This window comes from Blattabacterium cuenoti (genome assembly GCF_014252315.1).
Lineage (GTDB): Bacteria > Bacteroidota > Bacteroidia > Flavobacteriales > Blattabacteriaceae > Blattabacterium > Blattabacterium cuenoti_AI.
Window position 1 is genome coordinate 72,798 of record NZ_CP059216.1, and the last position, 23,714, is coordinate 96,511.

Sequence of the window (23,714 nt, forward strand, 5' to 3'; positions counted from 1 at the left end):
AAATATTATGGATATAGATTTAACATATGCTGGATTAGCTGCATTAGGATCTGGAATAGCAGTAATAGGTGCTGGATTAGGAATTGGTAGAATCGGAAGTTCTGCTATGAAATCTATTGCTAGACAACCTGAAGCATCTGATAAAATACAAAACGCAATGATAATTGCAGCTGCACTTATTGAAGGAGCCGCCTTATTTGGAATAGTAACTTCATTGTTAGCCGTATTTAAATAAAATATAATGTTTATGATGTAATTATGGATTTAATCACTCCTTCTATTGGATTAATTTTTTGGAATACAATAATATTTGTAATATTATTGTTGTTTCTTTCTAAATTTGCTTGGAATCCAATAATGAAATTTATTAATAAAAGAGAAAAAATAATTAATAAATCTTTTGAAAATGCAATTCAAATAAAAAATAAATTATATGAAATAGAAAATAAAAAAAGTATTATCATTAAAAAAGCTTATGAAAAAAGAAATGCTATTTTAATGGAAACTATTAAAATTAAAGAAAATATAAAAAATTCAGCTAAAAAAGAAGCTCTTATAGAAAGAAATAAAATATTAAATGAAACAAAAATAATTATAGATATAGAAAAAAAAAATGCTGTTAAATCATTAAAAAATAAAGTAAAATTAATTTCTATTGAAATAGCAGAAAAAATATTAAGAAAAAAATTAAATAATGATATTGATCAAAAAGATTTCGTAAAAAATTTAATTGATAAATTATAAATCAATATGATTTCCTATAAAACAATAATACAACATTATGCTACAATTCTTTTTGAATTAACTGAAGATATAATAAATAATAAAAATATTACTAATACTAATTATTTTATAATAATAATAAAAAATATAAAAAATTATTTATATAAAAATTCTTTGTTAAAAAAATTTTTGTATACATCATTAATAAGTAAACAAAAAAAAATAAATATCATAAATGAATTATTTAATTATTTTAAATGTGATATATTTATTTTTCAATTTGTTAAATTATTAATATTAAAAAATAGGTTATTTCTTTTAGAAGAAATATTCTTAAAATATATAGATATATATAACGAAATTAAAAATAACACTATAAAGTGTATGATTATTTCTCCCATATTTATAGATAAAAAAATTCAAGAAAATATTGCAAAAAAAATACTTAATTTAAAAGGTAAAAAATATAATATAATTAATAAAATAGATAAATCTATTATAGGAGGATTTTTATTTATTTATAATTATAAAGAATGGAATTATAGTATAAATAAACAACTTGATCGTATAAATACAGAGATTTAATTAATAATTATCATTATAACACAAACACATGTCAAATATAAAATATTCTGAAATTCATTCAATACTAAAAAAAAAATTATCTGATTTTCAGTTTGAATCAAAATTATCTGAATATGGAATTGTAGTTCAAGTTGGTGATGGAATTGTAAGATCTTTTGGATTAAATTCTGCATTTTTTGGAGAAATAGTAGAATTTGATAAAAAAAATAAAGGAATAATATTAAATCTTGAAGAAGATCATGTTGGTATTGTTTTATTAAATTCTTATAAAAATATAAAAGAAGGAGATTTTGTAAGAAGAACTAAAAAAAATTTTACTATAAAAGTAGGATATGGATTAATAGGTAGAGTAATAAATACTATTGGAAATCCTATAGATGGTAAGGGCCCTATAGAAGGAGAATTATTTGATATGCCTGTAGATAGAAAGGCTCCAGAGGTTATTTATAGAGAACCTGTTAAAGAGCCATTACAAACAGGTATAAAAATTATAGATTCTATGATACCTATTGGAAAAGGACAAAGAGAATTAATTATTGGAGATAGACAAACAGGTAAAACTACAATAGCAATTGATACTATAATTAATCAAAAAAGATTTTACAAAAAAAACACAGTTTTTTGTATTTATGTTGCAATTGGTCAAAAAGGATCAACAATAGCAAAAATAAAAAAAATATTGGAGGATAAAGGTGCTATGTCTTATACTACTATAGTAGCTTCAAGTCCTTATGAATCAGCATCTATGCAAGTATATGCTCCTTTTTCAGGTACAGCTATTGGAGAATTTTTTCGTGATATTGGAAAATCATCTTTAATTGTATATGATGATTTGTCAAAACAAGCTGTTTCTTATAGAGAAATATCTTTATTATTAAGACGACCTCCTGGTCGTGAGGCTTATCCTGGAGATATATTTTATCTTCATTCTCGTTTATTGGAACGTTCATCTAAAATAATAAAAGATAAGAATATAGCTATTAAAATGAATAATATTCCAAAATCAATTAAACATATAGTAGATGGAGGAGGTTCATTAACTGCATTACCTATAGTGGAAACTCAATCTGGTGATATATCTTCATATATTCCAACTAATGTTATTTCTATTACAGATGGACAAATTTTTTTAGAAAAAGATTTATTTAATTCTGGAATAAGACCTGCAATTAATGAAAGTATTTCAGTGTCTCGTGTTGGTGGGGCGGCTCAAATACATTCCATGAGAAAAATATCTAGTACTATGAAATTAGATCAATCTCAATTTAGAGAATTGGAATCTTTTTCTAAATTTGGTTCAGAATTAGATTCCTTTACTTCAGAAATTTTAAGTAAAGGAAAAATTAATATAGAAATTTTGAAACAGGAAGCTCATAATACATATGATATATCTGATCAAATTGCTATTATTTATATTGGAACAGAAGGAATATTGAAAAATGTTCCTATAGAGAATATTTCATTATTCGAAAGTGAATTTTTGTTGTATTTAAATACAAATTACAAAGAATTATTATATTCTTTAAAAAAAGGAATTTTTGATAAAAAAAAATCTGATATATTAAAAAATATTGCAATAAAAATAATAAATAATAGTAATAAATATAAATAAATAATTGTAATTATGTCAAATATAAAAGAAATCAAAAGAAAAATATCTTCTATTAATTCGGTTATTAAAACTACAGAAGCTATGAAAATGATTTCTATATCAAAATTAAATAAATATAAAAAAAATCTTTTTCATGTTACAAATTATTTAAATCATATACAATCTATTTTAATAGAAACAATGAATGTCGTTGATATAAATAATTTTTTTTTTTATAATACTAAAAAAAATAATAAAAAATTATTTATTTTTTTTACTTCTGATAAGGGCCTATGTGGATCTTTCAATATTTCTATTTTTAATAAAATTCATGATATAATAAAAAAAAAAAAAAATAATATGAAATTATTTTTTTTTTCAATAGGAAAAAAGGGAAATAATTATATTATTAACAACAAATTAAATATATGGAATAACAATTTTTCATTCAAAAATGATTTAAAAAATTTTACTATTAAATTAACAAAAGATTTTTATAATAAAAAAATTACTTCAGTATATTTAATTTTTAATAGTTTTGAAAAAAATTATTATAAAAAAATTTTAGTAAAAAAATTGATTCCAATTACTCCAATTACTTATGTAAATAAGTCAATTAAATTGACCCCTATTTTAGAACCTTGTAAAAAAAATTTTTTAGAATATTTTATCCCTTTTTATATTGAAACAAAATTAAAAAAATCATTTTTTGAATCTTTATCTAGTGAACATACATTACGTATGATTTTAATGCATAAAGCTACAGAAAATGCATATAATATGAAAAATAATCTGACATTAAATTATAATAAAGAAAGACAAACTGTTATAACTAAGGAAATACTTGAAATTATAGGAGGATTAGAATCATTAAAAAATAGATAATATGATAATGTTAACAGGAATTAGAAGTACAGGAATTCCACATTTAGGAAATATTCTAGGAGTTATTATACCATCTATAAATATGTCTAATAAAAAAAAAAATTCTTCGTTCATATTTATAGCAGATCTACATGCTTTAGTTGATGTAAAAAATATTAAAATTATAAAAGATAGTGTATATCAAATTGCATCTACATGGTTGGCGTTTGGATTAAATGTTGATAACTGTTTTTTTTATAGACAGTCTGATATTTCAGAAGTTACAGAATTAGCATGGTATTTTAGTTGTTTTTTTTCTTATAAAAGACTTACATTATCACATTCATTTAAAGAAAAAATTAAAAATAATTTTATAAAAAAAATTAGTTTAGGATTATTTTCTTATCCTATTTTAATGGCTGCAGATATTTTACTTTATGATGCAGAAATTATTCCAGTAGGAAAAGATCAAATACAACATATAGAAATTTCAAGAAAAATAGCAAAATTTTTTAATCATAAAATTAATAAAAATTTATTCACTATACCTAATGCATTTTTAAAAAAAACGACTATGTTAATTCCTGGATTAGATGGAAAAAAAATGAGTAAATCAAAAAATAATTTAATTAATATTTTCTCTACTAATGAAATTTTAAAAAAACAAATTTTAAGTATTAATACAGATAACAAATCATTAAAAGATAAAAAAAATCCATATAAAGATTATATAATTTCTCTATACAGACTATTAGCTCCTACAGATAAAGTAAAAGAAATGGAAAATAACTATATAAAAGGTGGATATGGGTATTTAGACGCTAAAATAAGTTTATATGAATGTATTATACATAAATTTTCCAAAGAAAGAGAAAAATTTTTCTATTATATGGATAATAAAAAATTGTTAGACAATATTCTTTTTATAGGAGCTAAAAAAGCAAAAATAATAGCTAAAAAAAAATTAAATATTATTAGAAAATATTTAAATTTTAATACTTTATTTTACATTTAGTATGACGTATTGTCATAAATATGTTTTATGGCAAAAATTTTGCTATTATTGGATCATTGTGAAAATATTTTATATGTTATGAATAATATAGAAAAAAAAGATTTAAATAAAAATACACCTACAAATTCTCATAATAATAAAGAAAAAGAATTTGAATTAAAAAATATACATAAAAAAAAATATAATAAAAAAAATGTTGAATTAAAATCAGATAAAAAAGAAGAAAAAAATGAAGAATATGAATTAAAAATAAAAATATTAAAAAATAAACTGGAAAAAGAAAAAGAAAAATTTTTACGTTTATTTGCAGAATTCGATAATTATAAAAAACGTATTAAAAAAGAAAAATTTGATATTTTTAGAATTATACATGAACAAATAATAATAGACTTAATTCCAGTTTTAGATGACTTTGAAAGAGGTATAAAAAATTTGAAAAAATCTGAAGAAGAAAAAATATTAAAAGGAATATTATTAATACAAGAAAAATTTATTAAGATTTTAAAAGAAAAAGGATTAAACAAAATAAAAATAAATAAAGGCGATGAATTTAATACAGATTTACATGAAGCAATTACACAAATACCAGCAACTACAGAGAAATTAAAAGGAAAAATAATAGAAATTATAGAAAATGGATATATACTAAAAGAAAAAGTGATACGACATGCTAAAGTTATTACTGGAAAATAATTATATTAATTTATTTTATTTAATAAAAAAAAATTTAAACAATATTTTTTTTCATTATGAAAAAAGATTATTACGAAATATTAGGAGTTTCTAGAAGAGCTTCTTTAGAAGAAATAAAAAAAGCATATAGAAAACTAGCTATTAAATATCATCCTGATAAAAATTTAGATAATAAAAAAAAAGCAGAAGAAAAATTTAAAGAAGCTGCTGAAGCCTATGAAGTTTTAAGCGATGAAAAAAAAAGAAGTAGATATGATAAATTTGGACATTCTGGAGTAAAAGGTAACAGTAATAGTTATGGAGCTGGTATGAATATGGAAGATATATTTACAAATTTTGGTGATATTTTCTCAGATGCATTTGGTGAAAATTTTTCTAGTTTTGGTTTTGGAAAATCTTCTCAACAAAAAACTATAAGAGGAAGTGATTTAAGAATTAGAGTAAAACTTACATTATCAGAAATTGCAAATGGAACAGAAAAAAAAGTAAAAGTCAAAAGACTAAAAATAGCTAAAGGAATAAAGACAAAAATATGTTCTTCTTGTAATGGATCAGGAGAAATAGTTCGTATCACAAATACTATTTTAGGAAGAATGCAGACTTCTTCTCAATGTAATTCATGTCATGGAACAGGAAAAAATATTGAAAATATTCCATATGGAGCTAATAAATATGGATTAATTAAAGAAGAAGAATTAGTTAATATAAAAGTTCCATCTGGAGCAACAGAAGGAATTCATTTAAGAATACCAGGAAAAGGAAATGAAGCTCCATTTGGAGGAATTACAGGAAATCTAATAGTGTTAATAGAAGAATATCCTCATCCAGAATTGAAAAGAGAGGGATGTAATCTACATTATGATTTATATATATCATTTTCAGATGCAGTATTGGGAAATTATTTTGAAGTACCTACTGTAAATGGAAAAGCTAGAATTAAAGTAGATCCAGGAACACAATCAGGGAAAACTTTAAGATTAAAAAATAAAGGAATTCCTAATGTAGAAAGACATGGAAATGGAAGTTTATTAATACACATTAATGTATGGACTCCAAGAAAAATTAATAATGAGCAAAAAAAATTCTTTGAAATAATGAGAAAAGATGAAAATTTTATACCTCGTCCTAAAAATTCAGAAAAATCTTTTTTTGATAAAGTAAGAGAAATGTTTTCTTAACAAAAAAAAGAAAGTTAATGTATTAATTTTCATAAAAAAATATGAAAAAAATAGTAGTTGTAGCTTTATCAGGTGGAGTTGATTCTAGTGTCGCTGCTTTAATATTAAAAAAAAGAGGATATAAAGTAATTGGTTTATTTATGCATAATTGGGAGGATCCAGTTTTTAATTGTACATGGGAAAAAGATAGTATTGATGCAATGTTATCAGCATATAAATTGAATATTCCATTTCAAATAATAGAAATGAAAAATGAATATAAAAAATATGTTATCAATTATATGTATGAAGAATATGAAAAAGGAAAAACCCCCAATCCTGATATTGTTTGCAATAGAATAATAAAATTCAATTTATTTTTAAAAATAGCTATTAATAGTCTTGGAGCAGATTGTATTGCTACAGGACATTATGTAAGAAAAAAAGAATTTATAAAAAATAATAAAAAAATATATAGACTTTTAATTGGTAAAGATTTAAATAAAGATCAATCATATTTTCTATGTCAATTAAATCAATATCAATTAGAAAAATCCATTTTTCCTATAGGAGATTTTACTAAAAAAGAAGTAAGAAAAATAGCTAAACTAAATGGATTATATAATGCTTTTAAAAAAGAATCTCAAGGATTATGTTTTGTTGGAAAAATTCAATTACCTAAATTTCTACAAAGAAAAATTAATCCAAAAAAAGGAAAAATTATATGTATAGATTCTAATTCAGATATATATAAAAAAAATAACCAAATAATACATTTTTATAAAAAAAAACTTGATAATTTTTCATATTTAAAAAAAAAAATATATTATAAAGAATCAGATGGAAAATTAATAGGACATCATAATGGAGCTTATTTATTTACTAAAGGACAAAGAAAAGGTATATCAATAGGTGGATTTAAAAAAGCCCTTTTTGTTATAGATACTGATATTAAAACTAATATAGTTTATACAGGATTGGGAATTAATCATCCTGGATTATATAGTAAATATTTATTTATTAAAGATAATGATGTACATTGGATTAGAAATGATATTATATTAAATGGGAAAAATAAAATGAATGTTTTTTGTAGAATCAGACATAGACAGCCATTACAAAAATCAATATTACATAATTTAAAAAATGGAATATTAATAGAATTTTATGAATCACAACGTGCAATAACTGAAGGACAATTTGCTGCATGGTATATAAACAAAGAATTAATCGGATCTGGTATTATCTCTTGATATTAAAATATTATTTTTTTTTATAGAAATATTTTTTTATATTTTTGTATACAAGTATAATTTGTTCATTATTACATGATGAGTTTGTTTTTGTAAAATGTTAGATGGAAAAAAAAATTAATAACTTTAGTAAAAAAATAACAGAAAACACTGAGCTTCCTGCTGCTCATTCTATGCTATACGCTATAGGAATGAAAGATTCAGATTTTTATAAAGCTCAGATAGGAATAGTAAGCAATTGGTATGAAGGAAATCCATGTAATATTCATCTTAATCAATTATCTAAAATTGTAAAGAAATCAATGTCAAATAATAATTTGATAGGATTTCAAATAAATACTATTGGGATAAGCGATGGAATTACTATGGGAACATCAGGAATGATGTATTCTTTACCATCTAGAGAAATTATTGCTGATAGTATAGAATCTGTAATAAATTCTCATTTTTATGATGGAGTAATTGCATTACCTGGTTGTGATAAAAACTTACCAGGAGTAACTATGGCGATTATAAGACTTAATAGGCCTTCAATAATTATATATGGAGGAAGTATATCTCCTGGATATTATAAAGGTAAAAAATTAGATATTGTATCTTCTTTTGAGGCTTTAGGAAAAAAAAATACTTATAAAATAACAAAAAAAGAATATAAAAATATTATAAAACATTCTTGTCCAGGACCTGGTGCTTGTGGGGGCATGTATACTGCAAATACTATGGCCTCTATTTTAGAAACTATGGGGATAATGCTTCCATATTCTTCTTCTACTCCATCAACTAGTACAGAAAAAAAAATTGAATGTAAAAAATCTTCTTTTTATATAAAAAAATTATTAGAACAAAATATATGCCCTTTAGATATAATAACAAAAAATTCTATAGAAAATGGAGTTAAATTAGCTATTTGTATGGGGGGGTCTACTAATTTAGTAATACATATATTAGCTATTGCTAAAACAGCAAAAATTAATTTTTCTTTAAAAGATATTCAAAATATTAGTGATAAAGTTCCTTTTATTGGTAATTTAAAACCAAGTGGATCATATCTTATGAATGATGTTCATTCTTCAATTGGAGGAATTCCATCTATTATTAAATATTTATTAAATAAAGGAATATTATTAGGAGACTGTTTAACAGTTACTGGAAAAACTCTATATGAAAATGTAAAAAATTCTCCAGATATAAATTTTAAAAAACAAAATATTATTTTTCCAATAGAAAATCCAATAAAAGAAAACGGACATATAAAAATTCTCTATGGAAATATTTCTCCTAAAGGATCTGTTGCTAAAATTACAGGAAAAGAAGGAAATAAATTTTGTGGAATTGCTAAAGTATTTAACTCAGAAAATGAAGCTAATAATGCTATTTTAAATAATAAAATTAAACCAGGAACAGTTATTGTTATTAGATATGTAGGACCAAAAGGAGGCCCAGGAATGCCTGAAATGTTAAAACCTACATCATATATTATGGGCGCTGGATTAGGTGAAAAAGTGGCTTTAATAACAGATGGACGATTTTCAGGAGGATCACATGGTTTTGTTGTTGGACATATAACACCAGAAGCATACTCTGGAGGAGTAATTGCCTTAATAAAAAATGGAGACTCTATAGTCATAGATGCAGAAAATAAAACAATTAATCTTAATGTAAAAAAAGAAGAAATTGAAAAAAGAAAAAAACTATGGAAACCTACTTTATTAAAAATAAATAATGGATATTTATATAAATATTCAAAATTGGTATCATCAGCTTCTAATGGATGTATTACAGATGAATTATGATGGAAGAAAAATTATTTTCTGGATCAGAAATAGTAATTAAAACATTATTAAATGAAAAAGTAAAATATATATTTGGATATCCAGGAGGAGCTATAATGCCAATATATGATTCATTACATGATTACACAAAATTTATTTCTCATATTTTAATGCGTCATGAACAGGGAGTCATTCATGCTGCACAAGGTTATGCTAGAGTAACTGGAAATGTAGGTGTTTGTTTTACTACATCTGGTCCAGGAGCAACTAATTTAGTTACTGGATTAGCAGATGCTCTAATTGATAGTACTCCAATAGTTTGTATAACCGGTCAAGTTTCTTCTAATCTTTTGGGTACTGATGCTTTTCAAGAAACAAATATTATAGACATTTCTATACCAGTAACTAAATGGAATATTCAAGTAATAAGAGCTATAGATATTTGTACATCAATTCAAAAAGGTTTTTTTATAGCAAAAAACGGAAGACCAGGCCCTGTATTAATTGATATAACAAAAAATGCTCAATTACAAAAATCTAAAATTATATTTAATAATTTAAATAAAATAAAAAATTATAATATATTTTCTGACATAAAAAATTCTGATGAAAAAATAAAAGAAGCAGCAAATGTTATAAATAATTCTAAAAAACCACTAATATTAGCAGGACAAGGTATTATATTAGCTGATGCTGAAGAAGAATTAATAAAATTTGTAGAAAAAACAGGAATTCCAGTAGCAAATACTTTATTAGGATTAGGATCTATATTTACTAAACATAATTTGTACGTTGGAATGTTAGGTATGCATGGAAATTATGGTCCTAATATATTAACTAATAAATCTGATGTTATTCTTGCAATAGGAATGAGATTTGATGATCGTGTTACAGGAAATATAAACAAATATGCAAAAAAAGCTAAAATAATTCATATAGATATAGATCATTCTGAAATAAATAAAAATATATTATGTCATATTCCAATTGTAGAAAATTGTAAAGTATCTTTAATAAAATTAAATCATCTTGTTAATAAATCTAGTCATAAAAAATGGTTAAATCAATTTCATTATTTTATGAATAAAGAAAAAAATATTGTAATAAAAAAAGATATTAATCCAAAAAAAGAAAGAATGATTACTATGGGTGAAGTTATGAAATGGATAAATTTATATAAACATAATAATGCTGTTCTTGTTACAGATGTTGGCCAACATCAAATGGTTGCTTCAAGATATTTTAATTTTATAGAAAAAAAAAGTCAAATTACTTCTGGAGGATTAGGAACTATGGGGTTTGCTTTACCAGCTTCAATAGGAGCTAAGCTAGGATCAAGTAATAGACAAATATTATGTGTTGTTGGAGATGGAGGATTCCAAATGACTATACAAGAAATGGGAACTATTATGGAATATAATATATCTATTAAAATTATATTATTAAACAATAATTTTTTAGGAATGGTTCGTCAATGGCAACAATTATTTTTCAATAAACGTTATTCTTTTACAAAATTAAAAAATCCAGACTTTATAAAAATAGCTAATGCATATAATATAGAAGCAAAAAAAGTTTATAAAAGAAAATATTTGGAAATTTCTATAAAAAAAGCTTTGTATGATAATAATCCATTCTTGTTAGAAGTTGTAGTAGAAAAAGAAGATAACGTATTTCCTATGATACCTTCAGGGTCTTCCGTAGAAGAAATTCGTTTAACATAACAAAATAATTATGATAATTATGAATCATAAATTCAGAATGATAATTTTAGTAGAAGATGAAATAAGATTATTAACTAGAATTATTATTCTATTAAGTAGAAGAAATTTAAAAATAAATTATATAAATGTATCTACAAAAAATGAAAGTAATTATACAAATCAATATATTCTAGATGTAGAATGTAGTTTAAATAAACTAATAAAAATAAAAAAAATAATAAAAAAAATAATTGGAATTATTTATATAAATCTTTACGAAATAAAAAAAAATAATTCTTATTATAAATTAAATATAAATATGTCAAACTTTTAATAAAAATATTTATTATGAAAATAAAATTTGGATCTATAGAAGAAAATATTATTACAAGAAAAGAATTTCCTTTACAAAAATCTAAAAACATTTTAAAAAATGAAATTATATCTGTTTTAGGATATGGAGTACAAGGGCCTGGTCAATCACTGAATTTAAGAGATAATGGGTTTACAGTAATTGTAGGTCAAAGAAAAAATTCTAAATCATGGAATAAGGCTATAAAAGATGGATGGATAGAAGGAAAGAATCTTTTTTCTTTAGAAGAAGCGTCTGAAAGAGGTACAATATTAATGTATTTGCTTTCAGATGCTGGACAAATATCATTTTGGCCTACTTTGGTAAAGTATTTAACAAAAAATAAATCATTATATTTTTCACATGGATTTGGATTAACTTTTCAAAAAAAAACAAATATATATCCACCAAAATGGATAGATATTTTTCTTGTAGCACCAAAAGGATCAGGTACAAGTTTAAGAAGATTATTTAAAGAAGGAAGAGGAATTAATTCTAGTTATGCTATTTATCAAGATTATAGTGGAAAAAGTTTAGATAAAGTTTTATCTATTGGAATAGGAATAGGATCTGGATATTTATTTGAAACAAACTTTAAAAATGAAGTATATTCTGATTTAGTAGGAGAAAGAGGAACATTAATGGGAGCAATACAAGGTATATTTTCTGCTCAATATCAAATATTGAGAGAAAAAGGTCATTCTCCTTCAGAATCTTTTAATGAAACAGTTGAAGAATTAACTCAAAGTTTAATGCCATTAGTTTCAGAAAATGGAATGGATTGGATGTACTCTAACTGTTCAACAACTGCACAAAGAGGAGCGTTAGACTGGTGGAAAAAATTTAGAGATGTTACAATTCCAATATTCAAAGAATTATATAAAGAAGTATCATCTGGAAATGAATCTAACCGAGTAATAGAATATAATAGTGATAAAAATTATAGAATTAAATTAGAAAAAGAATTAGAAAATTTAAAAAATAGTGAATTATGGAAAGTAGGCTCAATTATTAGAAAATTACGTCCTAATAAAAAAAATAATAAAGATAAAAATTAATACTTGTAATTATTTATTTTTAGATTTGAATAAAATTGTTAAAAAATATTTTCCTTCTTCTGAAGATATAATTAAAGCAAAAATTTTATTAAAAGATATTATTTTTGAAACTCCTTTACAAAAAAATAGTTTTTTATCAGAAAAATATAAAGCTAATATTTTTTTAAAAAGAGAAGATTTACAAATTGTACGTTCATATAAAATTAGAGGAGCATATAATAAAATAAAAAGTTTATCTTCTGATGATTTAAAAAAAGGAATTATATGTGCAAGTGCAGGAAATCATGCACAAGGAGTTGCATATTCTTGTAATATATTACAAATACCAGGTAAAATATATATGCCAAATACAACTCCTAAACAAAAAATAAAAAGAGTAGAAAAATTTGGAGATAAATATATAAAAATAGTTCTATTTGGAGATAATTTTGATGAAGTTAATAATGAAGCTATAAAATATTGTAAGAAAAATAAAAAGACATTTATTCATCCATTTGATGACAAAAAAATAATTGAAGGACAAGCTACTATAGGATTGGAAATATTAAAACAATCTAGTATTAATATAGATTATATTTTTATTCCTATAGGTGGAGGAGGGTTAGCTTCCGGTGTAGGAAGTTATTTTTATATAAATAGTCCTAATACAAAAATTATAGGAGTAGAACCTAGTGGAGCTCCATCAATGAGTTATTCAATAAAAAATAATAAAGTTATAGAGTTAAATAAAATAGACCAATTTATTGATGGAGCATCAGTAAAAAAAGTAGGATATTTAAATTTTGAAATATGTAAATATGTATTAGATGATATACAAATAGTTTCAGAAGGAAAAGTATGCACTACAATATTAGATTTATATAACTTAGAAGCAATTGTAGCAGAACCAGCTGGAGCTTTATCTATATCTGCTTTGGATGTTTATTCTAATAAAATAATAGGAAAAAATATTGTATGTATTTTAAGTGGAGGAAACAATGATATTACTAGAACAGAAGAAATAAGAGAAAGATCATTATTATATGAGGAAAAAAAACATTATTTCATAGTTCAATTTCCACAAAGATCTGGTTCTTTAAAAGAATTTGTAAGTAATATTTTAGGACCTAAAGATGATATAACTTATTTTTCATATTCAAAAAAAACTTCTAAAGAAGAAGGTCCAGCTGTAATAGGAATAGAATTATCGGATAAAAATGATTTTCTAAAATTATTAGAAAAAATGAAAGTATATAAAGTACATTTTCAATATCTAAATAAAAATCCTGATTTATTTCGTATACTTATTTAAAATAAAATAATTTTATTGAATCTTGTACCCACGACTGGATTTGAACCAGCACATCCATATTTATAAGGATACCACCCCCTCAAAGTGGCGTGTCTACCAATTTCACCACGTGGGTTTTTATAATTAAAATGATAAATTTAAATATAATAAAAAAAATATAAAATATTTTATAAATTTTTGTTTATGAATATAGCAATAATAGGTTACGGAAAAATGGGTAAAACTATAGAAAGATTAGCTAAAAATAGAGGTCATAAAATATCATTATGTTATGATAAAACACCTCATCCATATTTATTAAAAAATTTGGATGTTGCAATAGAATTTAGTCAACCTAGTTGTGCATTTAACAATGTTAAAATTTGTATAGAAAATAAAATACCAGTTGTATGTGGTACTACAGGATGGTTAGATAAAATTAATATTATTAGAAATTTTTGTATAGAAAAAAATGGATCATTTTTATATTCTTCTAATTTTAGTATTGGAGTAAATATATTTTTAGCAATTAATAATAAATTATCAAAATTATTAAGTCCATATTCAAAAGAATATCATGTAGATATAAAAGAAATACACCATAAAGATAAATTAGATAAACCCAGTGGAACTGCAGTATCTTTAGCTAAAGAAATAATTAATAATAATGTAAAAAAAAAATGGATTTTGAATGAAAATAAAAGTGATAAAAAAAATAAAGAAAATTTATTAATAATTCATTCTAAAAGAATTAATAATGTAATAGGTAAACATTCAGTAACATATAAATCTAATATGGAAAAAATATTGCTTCAACATGAAGCATATGATAGAGATATATTCGCTATTGGATCTATTATTGCCGCTGAATGGATTTTGAATAAAAAAGGATTCTACTCAATGCAAGATGTTTTAGATATATAAACTTTTTTCATTATTCATTATTCATTATTCATTATTAGTTATTATGTTACAATATATTATTTTTAGTATTATATTTTTATTAATTGAAAATATCATTCATATATTGATAACTTTTAATTTATATAAAAAATATGGATTTACTTATTATCAATTTATTATTCCTTTTTATAACATATTTATTTTATTAAAAACTTATAATAAATCTATTTGTTTTTTATTTCTTTTACTTAATCCATTTACTAGTATAATTCTATATTTTTATTTATGGATAAATATGGTTCATTCTTTTTTAGGAAAAAAAATATATATAATATTTGTATTATTTTACATTTTGTATTTTAATTTTATAAAAAAAAATATTAAAATTCAAAATGAAATAAATAATAATAATCAAGATACTTTATTAGTATTAATTATATCATTTATAATACATACTTATGGATTTCAACCATTTGTTATCCCAACATCATCTATGGAAAAAACTTTATTAGTAGGAGATTTTATTTTAGTTAGTAAAATTCACTATGGACTAAGATTTCCTATATCTCCAATTTCAATTCCATTTTTTCATAATACTCTATTTAATATTACAAAATCATATTTACCATTAAAATGGCCTTATTTTCGTTATAATTTTTTTATAAATAATATAAAAAGAAATGATATTGTTGTTTTTAATTTTCCTATGGATAATAATCATTATATAATAGATAAAAAAGATCATTATATAAAAAGATGTGTAGGAATTCCTGGAGACACAATTTTTATAAAAAAAGGAAATGTTTTTATAAATGGTAAAAAAGAAAAATTTTTATTAAAAAAACAATATTCCTATCTAATTAAAACTATATATAATCCATTAGATATAAATTTTTTAAAAAACAATATGGACATTGAAGATATAGAATATTTAGGAAATAATAATAATGAATATTTATATCAAATAATGTTAAATGAACAAAATGCAGAACGTATCAAAAATATATTTGAAAATATAATTTATATAAAAAAAAATATTGTTATTGAAAATAATTTTTCAATTTTAAAAAAATATGGAAAATCATGGAATGTAGATTTTTTTGGTCCATTATATATTCCTAAAAAAGGAGATTTAATTGAAATAAATCATTATAATAATTTATTTATAAAAAAAATTTTTCCATATGAAAAAAAATTTATAAAGTTTAAATTAAAAACATTTATCAAAATAAATAATAATTATTATTTTATGATGGGAGATAATAGACATAATTCTTATGATTCTCGTTTTTGGGGGTTAGTTCCAGAAACTCATATAGTAGGTAAACCATTATTTGTATGGATGAGTATAGATTGGAACAGAAAATATCCTATTAATATAATAGATTGGAAAATACGTTGGTATCATATATTCTATATGATATAATAAATTATATTTTTTTATTTTTAAAAATATATCCAATTAAATATCCTGAAGTAATTCCTCCAATATGTGCAAAATGAGCTATTCCAGGTGAAAAATTAAAAATTGATGATAAAAAACTTCCAAAAATAAATATCATTATTGCCTTTCTAACTTTAATTGGAAATGGAAATGGTAATATAAATATTTTATGTTCAGGAAAAAATTTAGCAAAAGCACCTAATACACCACTAATAGCTCCTGAAGCCCCCATAATAGGAGAATATATAAAATTATAAATACTTAATCTTTGATCTTCATTTAAATAATATAATATTTTATTTACTATTGTAAATTCTGAAGAATTCATAAAATAGAATATTGCTCCAGTATTAAATGATATTTGAAACAATGCAGCAAATAATCCTGAAATAAAATATAACATGATAAATTTTTTAAATCCTAATAATGTTTCCATTTGACATCCAAACATAAGTAATGCTACCATATTAAAAATTATATGAAAAAAAATATTTTTAGAATGAACAAACATATGAGTAAAAATCTGAAATATTTTAAATTTTTCATCTAAAGGATTATATAAAGAAAATATATCTTCTATTTTATATTGGGAAAATACAAATATCGCTGTATACATTAGTATGTTTACACTTAAAATGTGTTTTACAGCATCAGAATTAAAATAGGAATTAAAGTTTGTATAAAGGTTCACTATTAAAAAAATTTTTTGAAAAAATCTTTATTTAGTATAATAAATGTAGGTTTATTTAAATAATAAGTATTTGGATTTTTACAAGAAAAAAGATCTATAACTAAATGTTTCATTTGAAATGGATATAATTTTATTCCATATTTTTTAATATATGAAAAATGAAATATAGTATTTATAATTATATTATTAATATTATTTTCTTTTTTTTTTAAAAATTTATATTTTAATAATATATATTTAATAATTTTAATAGATATACATTTTTTTATTTTATCTGGAATTGAATATAAGTATATAAAATTTTTTTCAATATTTATATTAAATCCTAATTTTTTAAAATTTTTTTTTATAAAAACAAAATTTTTTTTTATTATTCCTATTTTTATAGGAGGAATAATTTTTTTTTCTTTTATATTTTTACTATAAAAATATTCTAATAATATATTTCTATATGCTCTATATTGATCTATTAATAATATTCCTATATTGTTTACAACAATAATATATTTTTCATCTACTTGAAAAATATTTTTCCATTTATCACAATTAATTTCATTTATAATATTATTATAATTATTATATTCTTGTTTATTTATTAAATTTTTTAATAAATTTTCTAATTTAATTATTTTGTTCTTATCTTTATTTTCTACATTATTATTTGAATAATTAATAATATCATCATAATCTTTATAGTGAGAAATACCTTTATTAACATATTTGTTATTTATTATATCAATATTAAACAAAATATTTTTAATACTATTATATATTATATATCCTATATATTTTTCATTTTCTATTTGAACTTCTTTTTTTGATGGATGAATATTCCAATTGATTAAATTAGAATTTATATTAATAAAAATAAAATATGAAATTGTTTTTAAATTTCTTAAAATTCCATTATAAGCATTTATAATTTTTTTATGTAAAAAATTATTTTTTACGTTTCTTTTGTTTACTAATATTAATTGATTACCTTTTTTTGTTATTTTATTATTAGGAATACTAATAAATCCTTCTATAAGAAATTTGTCTTTTTTAATTGAAATAAATTTAAATTTATATTTTTTCAATTGAAAAATATCGTAAATTCTTTTTTTTAAAGAATTTATTTTTTTATCAAAAATAAAAATAATTTTATCATTATGATAAAAACGGTATGTAATATCTCTATGCGCCAATACAATATTATAAAATTCATTAATTATATATGAGAATTCTATTTTAGAAGATTTTAAAAATATTTTTCTAGAAGGAAAATTGTAAAAAATATTTTTTACAGAAATTCTCGTTCCTTTTATCATATCTATTGGAATTTCTTTTTTTATTTTTCCATCTTCTACAAGAAGATAAATTCCTAATTCACTATATTTATCTTTAGTTTGTATTTCCAATTGAGAAACTAAAGATATAGAAAATAAAGCTTCACCTCTAAATCCTTTTGTATCTATTTTTTGTAAATCACTTACTGATTTTATTTTAGAAGTTGCATATCTTTTTATACTTATTTTAGCATCATTAACACTCATACCATCACCATCATCTACTAATTGAATTAGATTTTTTCCGGAATTATTAATGAAAATATCAATTTTTTTTGCATTAGCATCTATTGAATTTTCTAAAAGTTCTCTTAAAACAGAAGAAGGTCTTTGTATTGTTTCTCCTGCTGCTATTTGATTAATTATATATTTAGGTAAAATTTTAATTACATTTTCCATTCTGTAATAGATCTTTTAAATAAAGACATATATATTGCAGCTTTTGCACATTCTATTCCTTTGTTTCCAACTTTTCCACCAGATCTATCAATAGATTGTTGTTTATTTTTATCTGTTAAAACACAAAATATAATAGGAATATTATATTTAATATTTATATCTTTTATTCCTTGTGATATTGATTGACATAAATATTTAAAATGAAAAGTCTCTCCTTTAATTAGAGATCCTATTACAATTATAGAATCAAAAATATAAAGACGAGCTATTTCTTTAGAAGAAAAAATTAATTCGTAACTACCAGGAACTTTCCATGTTTTTATAAAATCTTTTTTAATTCCAAAATTAATTAAAGTATAATAAGCTCCTTTATATAATCTATTAGTAATTAATTTATTCCATAAAGATACAACAATTGCTATCTTTATATTTTTACTTTTTATATCATTTTTATCTAATAAATAATTAGAATTTATTTTCATGTTAAAATTTTATTTTCAATAAAAGATATATATTTTTCTACGTCATCTATATATATAAAAGAAGGATATTTATTTTCTATTTCTTTTAAATAATATTTTGATTCTTTATATTTGTTGTCACAAAGATATAATAAAGCAGCTTTATAATAATATAAAGGAGTATTTATCTCATTAATTTTTATAGTAGAAGCTATAATATAATTATTTATAGCTTTTTTTTTATCATTCATTTGTAAATATGCATCACCAATAATTCCATATTTTATAGAAGACATAATTTCATCTTTTGAATGAAATTTTTTCATCATATCTATACATTTTTCATAATTGTATAAATCATAATAACAAATTCCTGCGTAAAAATTAGCTATATTTCCAGCATTAGTAAATGGATATTTATATGATATATTTGATAATCCTAAATAATCTTTTCTAATATTTTTTTCATTTAAAGCTTTTTCAATCATTCCTTTATATAAAAATTGTTGTGCATAATTTAATTCGTTTATTGATTTATCAGATAAATCTTTAAAAAATTTTATAGAAAAAAATGTAATTATAACTATTATAAATAGTATTAATAATAAATATGTTTTTTTTGATTTTGTTATTATCATAAAAAATATTAAAATTTATATTATTATTTATAATTCTTTTGAATTAATTTCACATAATTTATTTCTTATAACTTCTATAGTTTTTATTCTTTTATCATTAATACTTTTTATAATAAATGAATAATTTAAAAAATTTATTTTTTGTTTTAACTTAGGAAAATCTTTATTTATTTCCATTATAAATCCACCTAAAGTATCTGCATCTCCTTTATTTTTTTCAAAAAAAATTTCTTCTTTTACATTCATAATACGATAAAAATTAATTAAAGATGTTTTTCCATCAAAAAAATAATTGTTTACGTTTATTTTTGAATAAGTTGAATTTTCTTTATCAAATTCATCAATAATATCTCCTACTATTTCTTCAACAACATCTTCAAGTGTAACTAATCCACAAGTTCCTCCATATTCATCTACTACAATAGCAAGATGTAATTTTTTAACTTTAAAATCGCTTAATAAATCATCTATTTTCTTTTTTTCTGGAACAAAAAAAGGATTATGAATTAATTTATTCCATTTGTAATTATCATAATATATAAATGGTAAAAGATCTTTAGTAAAAAGAACACCTTCTATATTATCAATACTATTTTTATATATAGGAACTCTAGAATATCTTTTATTTTGAATTAATTTTAATAGTTTAGAAAAACTTGTTTTTTTATTTAAAGCAAACATATCTATTCTTGGAGTCATAATCTGATGTATTTCTATACTACCGAAATCAACAATTTTTTGTAGAAATTGACGTTCTTTTATATTTTTTTGATTTAAAGTTATTTTTAAAGCTTTTGATAATTGATCAACAGATATATAATTTATTTTTTTAGTTATTTTATTTTCAATAAATTCTGATATAAAAATCATTATTTTATTAATTGGATCAAGTATTTTACTAAGAAATTCTATTGGTTTAGACATAAAAATAGAAAAACGGAAACTATTTCTACTAGCATATATTTTTGGAATTATTTCTCCAAATAAAAGTAATACAAAAGTTAAAAATATTACTTCTATTAAAAAATTAATTGAAACAATAAACATTTTACATATAACAAAATATTTTGTTTTAATAAATTTTCTTATTAAATAGGAAGTAATTATTACAATTCCAATATTAGAAAAGTTATTTGAAATTAATATTGTTGCTAATAATTTCTTTTTATTTTTAATTATTTTTAATAAAATGTTTTTTTCTACAGATTTTTTTTTATTTTCTTTATTAATAATATTTTTATCAAGACTAAAAAAAGATGTTTCTGAACCAGAAATTAAAGAAGAAAATAATAATAATATAATAGTCAATAATATATGAAAAATTAGATACAAAGTTTTTTCCAAGAAAAAAATATTCGTAGAAGATCCTTTTTCCAAGAGTTATATATTTTTATAGTCTAATTTATTAAAATTAAATTATTTTTTTGTCCTCTAATAAATGTACAATAGGTTTTTAGCATATAATTAATAAAATAATTAATGTTATTTTTAAATATAATATTATAATTTATTATAATATATTTTTTTTTATATTCTAGTATAGATAATAGTATAGATTATAGATAGTTTATATTCTAGTATAGATAGAATGATATTGATATATATAGTAGAAAATACTAAACTATTTAGTTTATATAAAAAAAATTTTATTTATCTGAATAAAATAATATTTAATATTATTATAGATATTTAATTTTATAAATTTGTTTTTTATTATAAAAATTTATATCAAATAAGTTTTAATAACAATTTTATAAAAAAATTGGTATATTTATAAAATGTATTTTTTTTAATATCATATATACAAAGGAATTTTGTTATTTGATACAATGATTTAACATGACAAAAGCAGATATAATAACAGAAATCATATCAGAAACTGGATCTGAAAGAATTGATGCACAAAAAGTTATAGAAACATTTATGGATAAAATAAAAAAAAGTCTTACGTCAGGTGAGAATGTTTATTTGAGAGGATTTGGTTCCTTTATTATAAAATACAGAGCAAAAAAACTTGGACGTCATATATCTAAAGATATATCTATTGTAATACCTGCGCATAACATTCCAGCATTTAAACCATCAAAATCTTTTACTGAATCAGTAAAAAAAAATGTTCCTATAAAAAAAAATAGGAATAAATAATAAAATATAATTTATGCCAAACGGGAAAAAAAGAAAAAGACGTAAAATAGCTACTCATAAAAGAAAAAAAAGAAATAGAAAAAATAGACACAAAAAAAAGAAATAATTTTTTTAATTTAATATAAAATAAATAATAACTTCCTATTTCTAAATTTATTCCTTATACTTTTATTTATGTAAATACTTTTTTTCATTTTCACAAAAAAAAATTTACTTTTTTATATTTATATAAAAAATATATTAAATACTTATTTTTTTTCAGTGGGCGTGGTGAAATTGGTAGACACATCAGAATTAGGATCTGATGCTTAATTAAAAAATAGCATAAGGGTTCGAATCCCTTCGTCCACATACATATAAAAATATTTACTAATTTATTAGTTAATATTTCTTTTCTTATATCCTATATAAATTTGTCTAGGCCTTCCTATTGGATCCATATTTTTTTTCATTTCTTTCCAATGAGCCATCCATCCTGGAAGTCTTCCTAAAGCAAACATAACTGTATACATATCTTTAGGAATTCCTATTATTTTATAAATAATACCGGAATAAAAATCAATATTTGGATAAAGTTTTTTTTCTAAAAAATATGAATCTTTCAATGCATTATTTTCTAATTCTTTTGCTATTTCTAATATTGGATTATTAGATATATTTAATTCTTTAATTAAATCTTCTGCTACATTTTTTGCTATTTTTGCTCTAGGATCAAAATTTTTATATATTCTATGTCCAAATCCCATTAAACGAAATGGATTTTTTTTATCTTTAGCTTTATTTATCCATTTATATATATTTCCACCATCCTTCAAAATAAATTCTAACATTTCAATTACAGCTTGATTAGCTCCTCCATGAAGTCTTCCCCAAAGAGCATTAATTCCAGCAGATATAGCTGATAGTAAATTTGAATGAGCAGATCCTAATAATCGTACAGTAGTAGTTGAACAATTTTGTTCATGATCAATATGTAAAATCAATAATTTATCTAATGCATTTGTTATAATAGATTTTTTATTACAAAATTTATCAGACGAAGAAAAAAACATATTTAATAAATTATGAGTATAATATAATTTTTTATTATAATCATAATCATAATTACAAATAGATAATCCTAATTTTTTTCTATAAATTGATGCAATTAATATAGGAAACTTTGCTAAAAGATGATAATATAAATTTTCATTATTTGATGATAAAACATTATTCATAAATGCAAATAAAATATTTACTATAGAAGATAACATTCCCATTGGATGATAATATTTTGGTATATTATCCAATATTTTATAAATTTTATCTTCTATAAAATATAAATCATATATATTTTTAGAAAATAATTTTAATTGATCTTTATTAGGAAGTTCTCCATTTAATATAAGATAACTTGCTTCTATAAATGAACATTTTCTAATTACTTGATCAATAGGATATCCTCTATATAAAAGTTCTCCTTTTTCTCCATTTATAAAACTAATAGAACTTTTTGTTATTCCTGTATTTTTTAATCCTGGATCAAAAGTAATAAGTCTAGTATTTTCTCTTAATTGAGAAATATCAATAGCTTTATCAAAAGTTCCATTAATTAATGGAAGCTTGTAACAATATCCATTGATATCAAAATTAACAATACTACACATAATAATATTTCAATTTTTTTGTT

Annotated in this window: 23 protein-coding genes and 2 tRNA genes; 18 read left to right on the plus strand and 7 right to left on the minus strand. The window is 21.2% G+C overall.

Annotation, left to right across the window (positions count from 1 at the left end):
- Positions 1–7: 7 nt before the first annotated feature.
- From atpE to ilvA, 14 genes are all read left to right on the plus strand, one after another.
- Complete coding sequence (gene atpE, locus H0H39_RS00320) at positions 8–235, plus strand: ATP synthase F0 subunit C (RefSeq protein WP_185877424.1); 228 nt, start codon at positions 8–10, stop codon at positions 233–235.
- Positions 236–258: 23 nt separating this feature from the next.
- Entirely contained in the window at positions 259–744 is a 486-nt protein-coding gene (atpF, locus tag H0H39_RS00325) for a F0F1 ATP synthase subunit B (protein WP_185877425.1), read from the plus strand.
- 6 nt (positions 745–750) lie between these two features.
- Positions 751–1,308, plus strand: a complete 558-nt coding sequence (locus tag H0H39_RS00330) for a F0F1 ATP synthase subunit delta (protein ID WP_185877426.1) — start codon at positions 751–753, stop codon at positions 1,306–1,308.
- Between the two features lie 28 nt (positions 1,309–1,336).
- Positions 1,337–2,920, plus strand: coding sequence for a F0F1 ATP synthase subunit alpha (gene atpA, locus H0H39_RS00335; RefSeq protein ID WP_185877427.1), 1,584 nt, complete (start codon positions 1,337–1,339; stop codon positions 2,918–2,920).
- A gap of 12 nt (positions 2,921–2,932) precedes the next feature.
- The gene (atpG, locus tag H0H39_RS00340) at positions 2,933–3,784 is read left to right on the plus strand and encodes an ATP synthase F1 subunit gamma (protein WP_185877428.1); all 852 of its coding nucleotides are present in this window, start codon (positions 2,933–2,935) and stop codon (positions 3,782–3,784) included.
- Between the two features lies 1 nt (position 3,785).
- Positions 3,786–4,778, plus strand: coding sequence for a tryptophan--tRNA ligase (gene trpS / locus H0H39_RS00345; RefSeq protein WP_185877429.1), 993 nt, complete (start codon positions 3,786–3,788; stop codon positions 4,776–4,778).
- Positions 4,779–4,856: 78 nt separating this feature from the next.
- Positions 4,857–5,471 (plus strand): nucleotide exchange factor GrpE, encoded by a 615-nt coding sequence (locus H0H39_RS00350; RefSeq protein WP_185877616.1) that lies wholly within the window; start codon positions 4,857–4,859, stop codon positions 5,469–5,471.
- 53 nt (positions 5,472–5,524) lie between these two features.
- Positions 5,525–6,649: a DnaJ C-terminal domain-containing protein gene (locus H0H39_RS00355; RefSeq protein ID WP_185877617.1), complete on the plus strand. Its 1,125-nt coding sequence runs from the start codon at positions 5,525–5,527 to the stop codon at positions 6,647–6,649.
- 41 nt (positions 6,650–6,690) lie between these two features.
- Entirely contained in the window at positions 6,691–7,881 is a 1,191-nt protein-coding gene (mnmA, locus tag H0H39_RS00360) for a tRNA 2-thiouridine(34) synthase MnmA (protein ID WP_185877430.1), read from the plus strand.
- A gap of 104 nt (positions 7,882–7,985) precedes the next feature.
- On the plus strand, positions 7,986–9,674 hold the full coding sequence (gene ilvD, locus H0H39_RS00365; RefSeq protein ID WP_185877431.1) for a dihydroxy-acid dehydratase: 1,689 nt from the start codon (positions 7,986–7,988) through the stop codon (positions 9,672–9,674).
- On the plus strand, positions 9,674–11,377 hold the full coding sequence (gene ilvB / locus H0H39_RS00370; RefSeq protein WP_185877618.1) for a biosynthetic-type acetolactate synthase large subunit: 1,704 nt from the start codon (positions 9,674–9,676) through the stop codon (positions 11,375–11,377). The genes ilvD and ilvB overlap by 1 nt, the downstream gene beginning before the upstream one ends.
- A 19-nt stretch (positions 11,378–11,396) precedes the next feature.
- Positions 11,397–11,690 (plus strand): acetolactate synthase, encoded by a 294-nt coding sequence (locus H0H39_RS00375; RefSeq protein WP_185877432.1) that lies wholly within the window; start codon positions 11,397–11,399, stop codon positions 11,688–11,690.
- A 14-nt stretch (positions 11,691–11,704) separates the two neighbouring features.
- The gene (gene ilvC, locus H0H39_RS00380; protein ID WP_185877433.1) at positions 11,705–12,766 is read left to right on the plus strand and encodes a ketol-acid reductoisomerase; all 1,062 of its coding nucleotides are present in this window, start codon (positions 11,705–11,707) and stop codon (positions 12,764–12,766) included.
- A 25-nt stretch (positions 12,767–12,791) separates the two neighbouring features.
- On the plus strand, positions 12,792–14,057 hold the full coding sequence (gene ilvA / locus H0H39_RS00385; protein ID WP_185877434.1) for a threonine ammonia-lyase: 1,266 nt from the start codon (positions 12,792–12,794) through the stop codon (positions 14,055–14,057).
- A gap of 25 nt (positions 14,058–14,082) precedes the next feature.
- Here the strand turns inward: ilvA and H0H39_RS00390 are convergent.
- Positions 14,083–14,172, minus strand: a tRNA-Leu gene (locus H0H39_RS00390).
- A gap of 68 nt (positions 14,173–14,240) precedes the next feature.
- On the opposite strand from H0H39_RS00390, the gene dapB reads away from it, so the two are divergent.
- Both dapB and lepB read left to right on the plus strand, forming a co-directional pair.
- Positions 14,241–14,960 (plus strand): 4-hydroxy-tetrahydrodipicolinate reductase, encoded by a 720-nt coding sequence (gene dapB, locus H0H39_RS00395; RefSeq protein WP_185877435.1) that lies wholly within the window; start codon positions 14,241–14,243, stop codon positions 14,958–14,960.
- A 43-nt stretch (positions 14,961–15,003) separates the two neighbouring features.
- Positions 15,004–16,365: a signal peptidase I gene (lepB, locus tag H0H39_RS00400; RefSeq protein ID WP_185877436.1), complete on the plus strand. Its 1,362-nt coding sequence runs from the start codon at positions 15,004–15,006 to the stop codon at positions 16,363–16,365.
- Between the two features lie 4 nt (positions 16,366–16,369).
- Here the strand turns inward: lepB and H0H39_RS00405 are convergent, their stop codons facing one another.
- The 5 genes from H0H39_RS00405 to gldE all read right to left on the minus strand — a co-directional run bounded on the left by H0H39_RS00405 (position 16,370) and on the right by gldE (position 21,277).
- A complete protein-coding gene (locus H0H39_RS00405) occupies positions 16,370–16,999 on the minus strand; it encodes a rhomboid family intramembrane serine protease (RefSeq protein WP_185877437.1) in 630 nt (209 codons plus the stop codon).
- Between the two features lie 77 nt (positions 17,000–17,076).
- Complete coding sequence (gene mutL, locus H0H39_RS00410; protein ID WP_185877438.1) at positions 17,077–18,801, minus strand: DNA mismatch repair endonuclease MutL; 1,725 nt, start codon at positions 18,799–18,801, stop codon at positions 17,077–17,079.
- Positions 18,789–19,283 carry a 6,7-dimethyl-8-ribityllumazine synthase gene (ribH, locus tag H0H39_RS00415; RefSeq protein ID WP_185877439.1) on the minus strand — a complete coding sequence of 165 codons (495 nt, stop codon included), beginning with the start codon at positions 19,281–19,283 and terminating at the stop codon, positions 18,789–18,791. Before ribH ends, mutL begins: the two co-directional genes overlap by 13 nt.
- Positions 19,280–19,900: a tetratricopeptide repeat protein gene (locus tag H0H39_RS00420; protein WP_185877440.1), complete on the minus strand. Its 621-nt coding sequence runs from the start codon at positions 19,898–19,900 to the stop codon at positions 19,280–19,282. The genes ribH and H0H39_RS00420 overlap by 4 nt, the downstream gene beginning before the upstream one ends.
- A gap of 27 nt (positions 19,901–19,927) precedes the next feature.
- Entirely contained in the window at positions 19,928–21,277 is a 1,350-nt protein-coding gene (gene gldE / locus H0H39_RS00425; RefSeq protein WP_185877441.1) for a gliding motility-associated protein GldE, read from the minus strand.
- A 462-nt stretch (positions 21,278–21,739) separates the two neighbouring features.
- Between gldE and H0H39_RS00430 the strand changes: the two genes are divergently transcribed.
- Together H0H39_RS00430 and H0H39_RS00435 are read left to right on the plus strand one after the other, a co-directional pair.
- On the plus strand, positions 21,740–22,045 hold the full coding sequence (locus H0H39_RS00430; RefSeq protein ID WP_185877442.1) for an HU family DNA-binding protein: 306 nt from the start codon (positions 21,740–21,742) through the stop codon (positions 22,043–22,045).
- A gap of 261 nt (positions 22,046–22,306) precedes the next feature.
- Positions 22,307–22,396: transfer RNA gene (locus H0H39_RS00435), tRNA-Leu, on the plus strand.
- Between the two features lie 26 nt (positions 22,397–22,422).
- On the opposite strand, the gene H0H39_RS00440 is transcribed toward H0H39_RS00435, so the two are convergent.
- Positions 22,423–23,691, minus strand: a complete 1,269-nt coding sequence (locus tag H0H39_RS00440; protein WP_185877443.1) for a citrate synthase — start codon at positions 23,689–23,691, stop codon at positions 22,423–22,425.
- Between the last annotated feature and the right edge of the window lie 23 nt (positions 23,692–23,714).